This window comes from Enterobacter sp. PL1 (assembly GCF_945957325.1).
Lineage (GTDB): Bacteria > Pseudomonadota > Gammaproteobacteria > Enterobacterales > Enterobacteriaceae > Enterobacter > Enterobacter roggenkampii.
Window position 1 is genome coordinate 23,869 of the sequence record NZ_CAMFKT010000036.1, and the last position, 6,283, is coordinate 30,151.

Consider the following 6,283-nt stretch of genomic DNA (forward strand, 5'->3'; position numbering starts at 1 on the left):
GAAACTGGATGCAGGGAAATGAAAATAAATTTGTGGCGGGGAAGTGAATTCCCTCTCCCCGGTGGGGAGAGGGCAAATGACTTAGCGTCTCACCGGTGCCCCGTTCGCCACATAATACGCCGCCGTGCTCTTCGCCAGCGGCTCGCGACCGCGAATGGCGTCGGCAATCTTCTCGCCAATCATAATGGTGGTGGCGTTCAGGTTGCCGGTGATGATCTGCGGCATAATCGACGCATCCACCACGCGCAGCCCTTCCAGCCCGTGAACGCGGCCTTCACCGTCGACCACCGCCATCTCGTCGTAACCCATCTTGCAGGTGCCGCACGGATGGAAGGCGGTTTCGGCGTGGTTACGCACAAACTCGTCCAGCTGCTCGTCGGTCTGGCAGTCAATGCCCGGGCTGATTTCACGGCCGCGGTACTTGTCCAGCGCGGGCTGGTGCATGATCTCGCGGGTGATGCGGATCGCGTCGCGGAACTCCTGCCAGTCCTGCTCGTGGGACATATAGTTGAACAGAATCGCCGGATGCTGGTGCGGATCGCGCGACTGGATGCGCACGTGTCCACGGCTCGGGGAGCGCATGGAGCCGACGTGGCACTGGAAGCCATGTTCTTTCACCGCGTTCGAGCCGTTGTAGTTAATCGCCACCGGCAGGAAGTGGTACTGAATGTTTGGCCACTCAAACTCCTCGCGGCTGCGGATAAACCCGCCCGCTTCGAAGTGGTTGCTCGCACCTATGCCGGTGCCGCCAAACAGCCACTCCGCGCCAATCTTCGGCTGGTTCCACCACTGCAGGGCAGGGTAGAGGGAGACCGGCTCTTTACATTCGTACTGGAGGTACATCTCCAGGTGATCCTGCAGGTTTTCCCCCACGCCGGGTAAATCATGTACCAGCGGGATATCGAACTGCTTCAGCAGGTCAGCGTTGCCCACGCCGGAGCGCTGGAGGATCTGCGGGGAGGCAATCGCCCCGGCGCTCAGCAGCACTTCTTTTTTTGCCGTCGCTTTGGATGGGATGGTGCTTTCACCCTCCAGCCACTCGACGCCCACCGCGCGTTTGCCCTCAAAGAGGATGCGATCGGTCATGGCGTGGGTGCGGATGGTCAGGTTCGGACGCGGTTTCGCCTGATCCAGATAGCCGCGCGCGGTGCTGGCGCGTCGGCCCTGCGGCGTGACCGTGCGGTCCATCGGGCCGAAGCCCTCCTGCTGATAGCCGTTGAGATCGTCGGTGCGCGGATAGCCCGCCTGCACGCCCGCCTCCACCATCGCCTCGAACAGCGGGTTCACGCCCGGTTTCGAGGTGGTAACGCTCACCGGACCGTCGCCGCCGTGGTAGTCGTTCGGCCCCACGTCGCGGGTCTCTGCCTTGCGGTAGTAGGGCAGGCAGTTGAGGTAGCTCCAGTGCTCCAGGCCCGGCTCTTTCGCCCAGTGGTCGAGGTCCATCGCGTTACCGCGGATGTAGCACATGCCGTTGATCAATGACGAGCCGCCCAGCCCTTTGCCGCGTCCGCACTCCATGCGGCGGTTGTTCATGAAGGGTTCTGGCTCGGTTTCGTACGCCCAGTTGTAGCGCTTGCCCTGCAGCGGGAACGCCAGCGCGGCGGGCATCTGGGTGCGGAAGTCAAATCGGTAATCCGGTCCGCCCGCTTCAAGCAGCAGGACGGTGGTGTTCGGATCTTCAGTCAGTCGTGTAGCCAGCACGTTGCCGGCAGAGCCGGCCCCGATAATGATGTAGTCAAATTGCAAATAAACCTCCCGGTTAAAATATGGACTGGAATTTACCCATCTCAACCTGGATGGACTTCACCTGGGTGTAGCTCTGCAGCGTCATCACGCCGTTCTCGCGGCCAATGCCGGAGTGCTTGTAGCCGCCGACCGGCATCTCTGCGGCGGATTCACCCCAGGTGTTGATCCAGCAGATGCCCGCTTCGAGCTGATGAATGGCGCCGTGGGCGCGGTTCAGGTCGGTCGTGACGATGCCTGCCGCCAGCCCGTAGTCGGTGTCGTTGGCGCGGCGAATCGCTTCCTCAATGGACTCATAGGTGAGGATGGACATCACCGGGCCGAAGATCTCTTCGCGCACGATGGTCATCTCGTCGGTGCAGTCGGTGAACACGGTTGGGGCCACCCACGCGCCGTTATCGAAGCCTTCGCCCTTCAGCACGTCGCCGCCGCACAGCACGCGCGCGCCTTCCTCTTTGCCTTTGGCGATGTAGCGCATCACGCTGTCGCGGTGCGGGAAGCTGACCATCGGGCCAAAGTTGGTAGCTCCATCGAACAGATCGCCCGCGCGGATGCGGCCCACGCGCTCAACGATTTTCTGCTCAAACGCGGCTTTGAACTTAGCCGGGACAAACACGCGGGTGCCGTTGGTGCACACCTGGCCGGAGCTGAAGAAGTTGGCCATCATGGCGATGTCCGCCGCGAGATCCAGATCCGCATCGTCGAAAATAATCAGCGGCGATTTACCGCCCAGCTCCATCGTCACCTCTTTCAGGGACGAGGCCGCCGAGTTGGCCATCACTTTTTTGCCGCTGGCGACGCCGCCGGTAAAGGAGACTTTGGCGATGCCCGGATGCTCGGTCAGGTACTGGCCGGTCTCCGCGCCTACGCCCGGCAGGACGTTAAATACGCCGTCCGGCAGGCCCGCTTCGGTGTAGATCTCGGCAAGCTTCAGGGCGGTAAGCGGCGTCACTTCGCTCGGCTTGAAGATCATCGCGTTACCTGCCGCCAGCGCCGGGGCCGATTTCCATAGGGCGATCTGGATCGGGTAGTTCCACGCGCCGATGCCCGCCACCACGCCCAGCGGCTCGCGGCGGGTATAGACGAATGAGGTCTCGCGCAAGGGGATCTGGCTGCCTTCCAGCGCCGGGATCAGCCCCGCGTAGTACTCCAGCACGTCCGCGCCGGTGACGATGTCGACGGTGGAAGTTTCGGAATACGCTTTACCGGTGTCGAGGGTTTCCAGCTTTGCCAGCTCGTCGTTGCGCTCGCGCAGGATGTCGACGGCGCGACGCAGAACGCGGGAGCGCTCCATGGCGGTCATCGCCGCCCAGATTTTTTGCCCGCGTTTTGCGCTTTCCACGGCGCGGTCGACGTCTTCACGCCCGGCGGCCTGTACGGTCGCCAGGACTTCACCGTTGGCCGGGTTGATGGTCTCGAAGGTGCGACCGCTGGTGGCGGATGTATAACCACCATTGATATAAAGCTGCTGTTCTGCCATTCGGGACATAAATTCTCCTCGGTTAGTCGGTCGGTAAATGCTGGCTGATAAAGTGGCTGGTGAGCGACTGCGCCAGGGTCTTATCCAGCGGCTTGCCGCTCAGCGCGGCGCGCAGCCACAGCCCGTCGATCAGCGCCGCCAGCCCGTAGCCCGCCTCCTGGGCCTGCTCGCGCGGAAGCTCGCGGCGGAACTCGTACACCAGGTTCGACAGCAGGCGGCGGCTGCTCACCTGCTGCAGGCGGTAGAGCATGGGCTGATGCATGCTGCTTGCCCAGAAGGCCAGCCAGGCCTTCATCGCCGCGCTGCTCACCTGGGTTTCATCAAAGTTACCGCCGACAATCGCCTGCAGACGCTGCTCCGCGCTGCCGTTCGGCAGGGCGTGCAGGCGGCTTAATACCGCATCGCGCAGCTGGCCGGTGATGTCGCGCATGGTCGCTTCCAGCAGACCATTTTTGTCTTTGAAATAGTGACTGATGATCCCCGTGGAAACGCCTGCCCGACGGGCGATCTGCGCGATCGTCGCGTCATGCATTCCCACTTCATTTATTGCTTCCAGCGTGGCGTCGATAAGCTGCCTGCGCCGGATCGGCTGCATCCCCACTTTGGGCATTATTGCCACTCCATTCATCAGCGTTGGTTAACCATTAAAGCGGTTTTTGATTGGACGTTCAATATAAAATGTGTCTTAATTGTTGCGGATTTGGATTTTAATAGTTACAAAAACAGTGAGGATACTGGATGACAGACCTTTCACAGGACAGAGAAAAAGACAAAATCAACCCGGTCGTTTTTTATACGTCCGCCGGGCTGATTTTGTTGTTTTCCCTGACAACGATCTTCTTTCGCGATTTTTCTGCCGAGTGGATTGGGCGCACCCTGAACTGGGTGTCAAAGACCTTTGGCTGGTACTACCTGCTGGCGGCGACGCTCTACATCGTCTTTGTGGTCTGCATTGCCTGCTCGCGCTTCGGCTCCGTGAAGCTCGGGCCAGAGCAGTCCAAGCCCGAGTTCAGCCTGCTGAGCTGGGCCGCGATGCTGTTTGCCGCGGGCATCGGCATTGACCTGATGTTCTTCTCCGTGGCGGAACCGGTCACGCAGTATATGCAGCCGCCGGAAGGGGCAGGGCAGACGATGGAGGCCGCGCGCCAGTCGATGGTCTGGACGCTGTTCCACTACGGCCTGACCGGCTGGTCAATGTACGCCCTGATGGGCATGGCGCTGGGATACTTTAGCTATCGTTATAATTTGCCCCTCACCATTCGCTCCGCGCTGTACCCGATTTTCGGTAAAAAGATTAACGGCCCGATTGGCCATAGCGTCGATATCGCGGCGGTGATCGGCACCATCTTCGGTATTGCTACCACGCTCGGGATTGGCGTGGTGCAGCTCAACTACGGGCTGAGCGTGCTGTTTGATATTCCGGATTCGATGGCGGCGAAAGCGGCGCTGATTGCGCTCTCCGTCATTATTGCCACCATTTCGGTGACGTCGGGCGTCGATAAAGGCATCCGCGTGCTCTCCGAACTGAACGTGGCGCTGGCGCTGGGCCTCATCCTGTTCGTGCTGTTTATGGGCGACACCTCGTTCCTGCTCAATGCCTTAGTGCTGAACGTGGGCGACTACGTGAACCGCTTTATGGGCATGACGCTGAACAGCTTCGCCTTTGACCGTCCGGTGGAGTGGATGAACAACTGGACGCTGTTCTTCTGGGCGTGGTGGGTGGCGTGGTCGCCGTTTGTCGGCCTGTTCCTGGCGCGTATTTCGCGCGGGCGCACCATCCGCCAGTTTGTGATGGGCACGCTGATTATCCCGTTCACCTTTACCCTGCTGTGGCTGTCGGTGTTCGGCAACAGCGCGCTGCATGAGATTATCCACGGCAACGCGACCTTTGCACAGGAAGCGATGGCGCACCCGGAGCGCGGCTTCTACAGCCTGCTGGCGCAGTACCCGGCGTTCACCTTTAGCGCCTCCGTGGCGACCATTACCGGCCTGCTGTTCTACGTCACCTCGGCGGATTCCGGCGCGCTGGTGCTGGGCAACTTCACCTCGAAGCTGAAGGATATCAACAGCGATGCCCCGAACTGGCTGCGCATCTTCTGGTCGGTCGCCATCGGCCTGCTGACGCTCGGCATGCTGATGACCAACGGCATCTCGGCGCTACAGAACACCACGGTGATCATGGGGCTGCCGTTCAGCTTCGTCATCTTCTTTGTGATGGCCGGGCTGTATAAATCGCTCAAGGTGGAAGATTACCGCCGCGTCAGCGCCAGCCGCGATACCGCACCGCGTCCGATGGGGGCGCAGGACAGACTGAGCTGGAAGAAACGCCTGTCGCGCCTGATGAACTACCCGGGCACGCGCTACACCAAACAGATGATGGAGACGGTCTGCTTCCCGGCAATGGAAGAGGTGGCGCAGGAGCTGAAGCTGCGTGGCGCCTACGTGGAGCTGAAAAACCTGCCGCCGGAGGAGGGTGAAACCCTGGGGCACCTGGATCTGCTGGTGCACATGGGCGACGAGCAGAACTTTGTCTACCAGATCTGGCCGCAGCAGTACTCGGTCCCCGGCTTTACCTACCGGGCGCGCAGCGGGAAATCGACCTACTACCGGCTGGAGACCTTCCTGCTTGAAGGAAGCCAGGGGAATGATTTGATGGACTACAGCAAGGAGCAGGTAATAACGGACATTCTGGACCAGTATGAACGGCACCTGAACTTTATCCATCTGCACAGGGAAGCGCCGGGGAATAGCGTGATGTTCCCGGATGTTTGATCCTTGAAGTGAAGAACGTAAAAAGGCATCGCCGCTGCCTTCATGCCGGGTGGCGGCGATGCCTTACCCGGCCTACAAAACCGGTTTACCATAGGCCTGATAAGCGAAGCGCCATCAGGCGTTAAATGTACTTTGGGACTGAAAGGCAATATTTCCTTTATTTATATTCACCATTCTGTTTTTCTTTCTGCGCAGGTTTCATCCATGCATCATCATAAATAATATTGCTTTTAACATAGTTCCATAGAATGCCACGAAATCGCAGGCCTACTACTTCATGCATGTTAG

The 6,283-nt window shown here is 60.0% G+C and carries 4 protein-coding genes; 1 reads left to right on the forward strand and 3 read right to left on the reverse strand.

Annotation, left to right across the window (positions count from 1 at the left end; genetic code table 11):
* Window positions 1–81: 81 nt before the first annotated feature.
* The 3 genes from betA to betI are packed head-to-tail and all read right to left on the reverse strand — an operon-like array spanning window position 82 to window position 3,833.
* Window positions 82–1,746, reverse strand: coding sequence for a choline dehydrogenase (betA, locus tag N6P30_RS22110; RefSeq protein WP_023293075.1), 1,665 nt, complete (start codon window positions 1,744–1,746; stop codon window positions 82–84).
* Window positions 1,747–1,759: 13 nt separating this feature from the next.
* Window positions 1,760–3,232 (reverse strand): betaine-aldehyde dehydrogenase, encoded by a 1,473-nt coding sequence (gene betB, locus N6P30_RS22115; protein WP_023293074.1) that lies wholly within the window; start codon window positions 3,230–3,232, stop codon window positions 1,760–1,762.
* A gap of 13 nt (window positions 3,233–3,245) precedes the next feature.
* Window positions 3,246–3,833, reverse strand: coding sequence for a transcriptional regulator BetI (gene betI / locus N6P30_RS22120; protein ID WP_008500977.1), 588 nt, complete (start codon window positions 3,831–3,833; stop codon window positions 3,246–3,248).
* A 128-nt stretch (window positions 3,834–3,961) separates the two neighbouring features.
* Between betI and betT the strand changes: the two genes are divergently transcribed.
* Window positions 3,962–5,995: a choline BCCT transporter BetT gene (gene betT, locus N6P30_RS22125; RefSeq protein WP_023293073.1), complete on the forward strand. Its 2,034-nt coding sequence runs from the start codon at window positions 3,962–3,964 to the stop codon at window positions 5,993–5,995.
* Window positions 5,996–6,283 lie beyond the last annotated feature (288 nt).

What these genes read in the sequence shown, in the direction of transcription:
- betB (WP_023293074.1), bottom strand. Translation starts at nt 3,232, where the DNA reads ATGTCCCGAATGGCAGAACAGCAGCTTTATATCAATGGTGGTTATACA.
- betI (WP_008500977.1), bottom strand. Translation starts at nt 3,833, where the DNA reads ATGCCCAAAGTGGGGATGCAGCCGATCCGGCGCAGGCAGCTTATCGAC.
- betT (WP_023293073.1), top strand. Translation starts at nt 3,962, where the DNA reads ATGACAGACCTTTCACAGGACAGAGAAAAAGACAAAATCAACCCGGTC.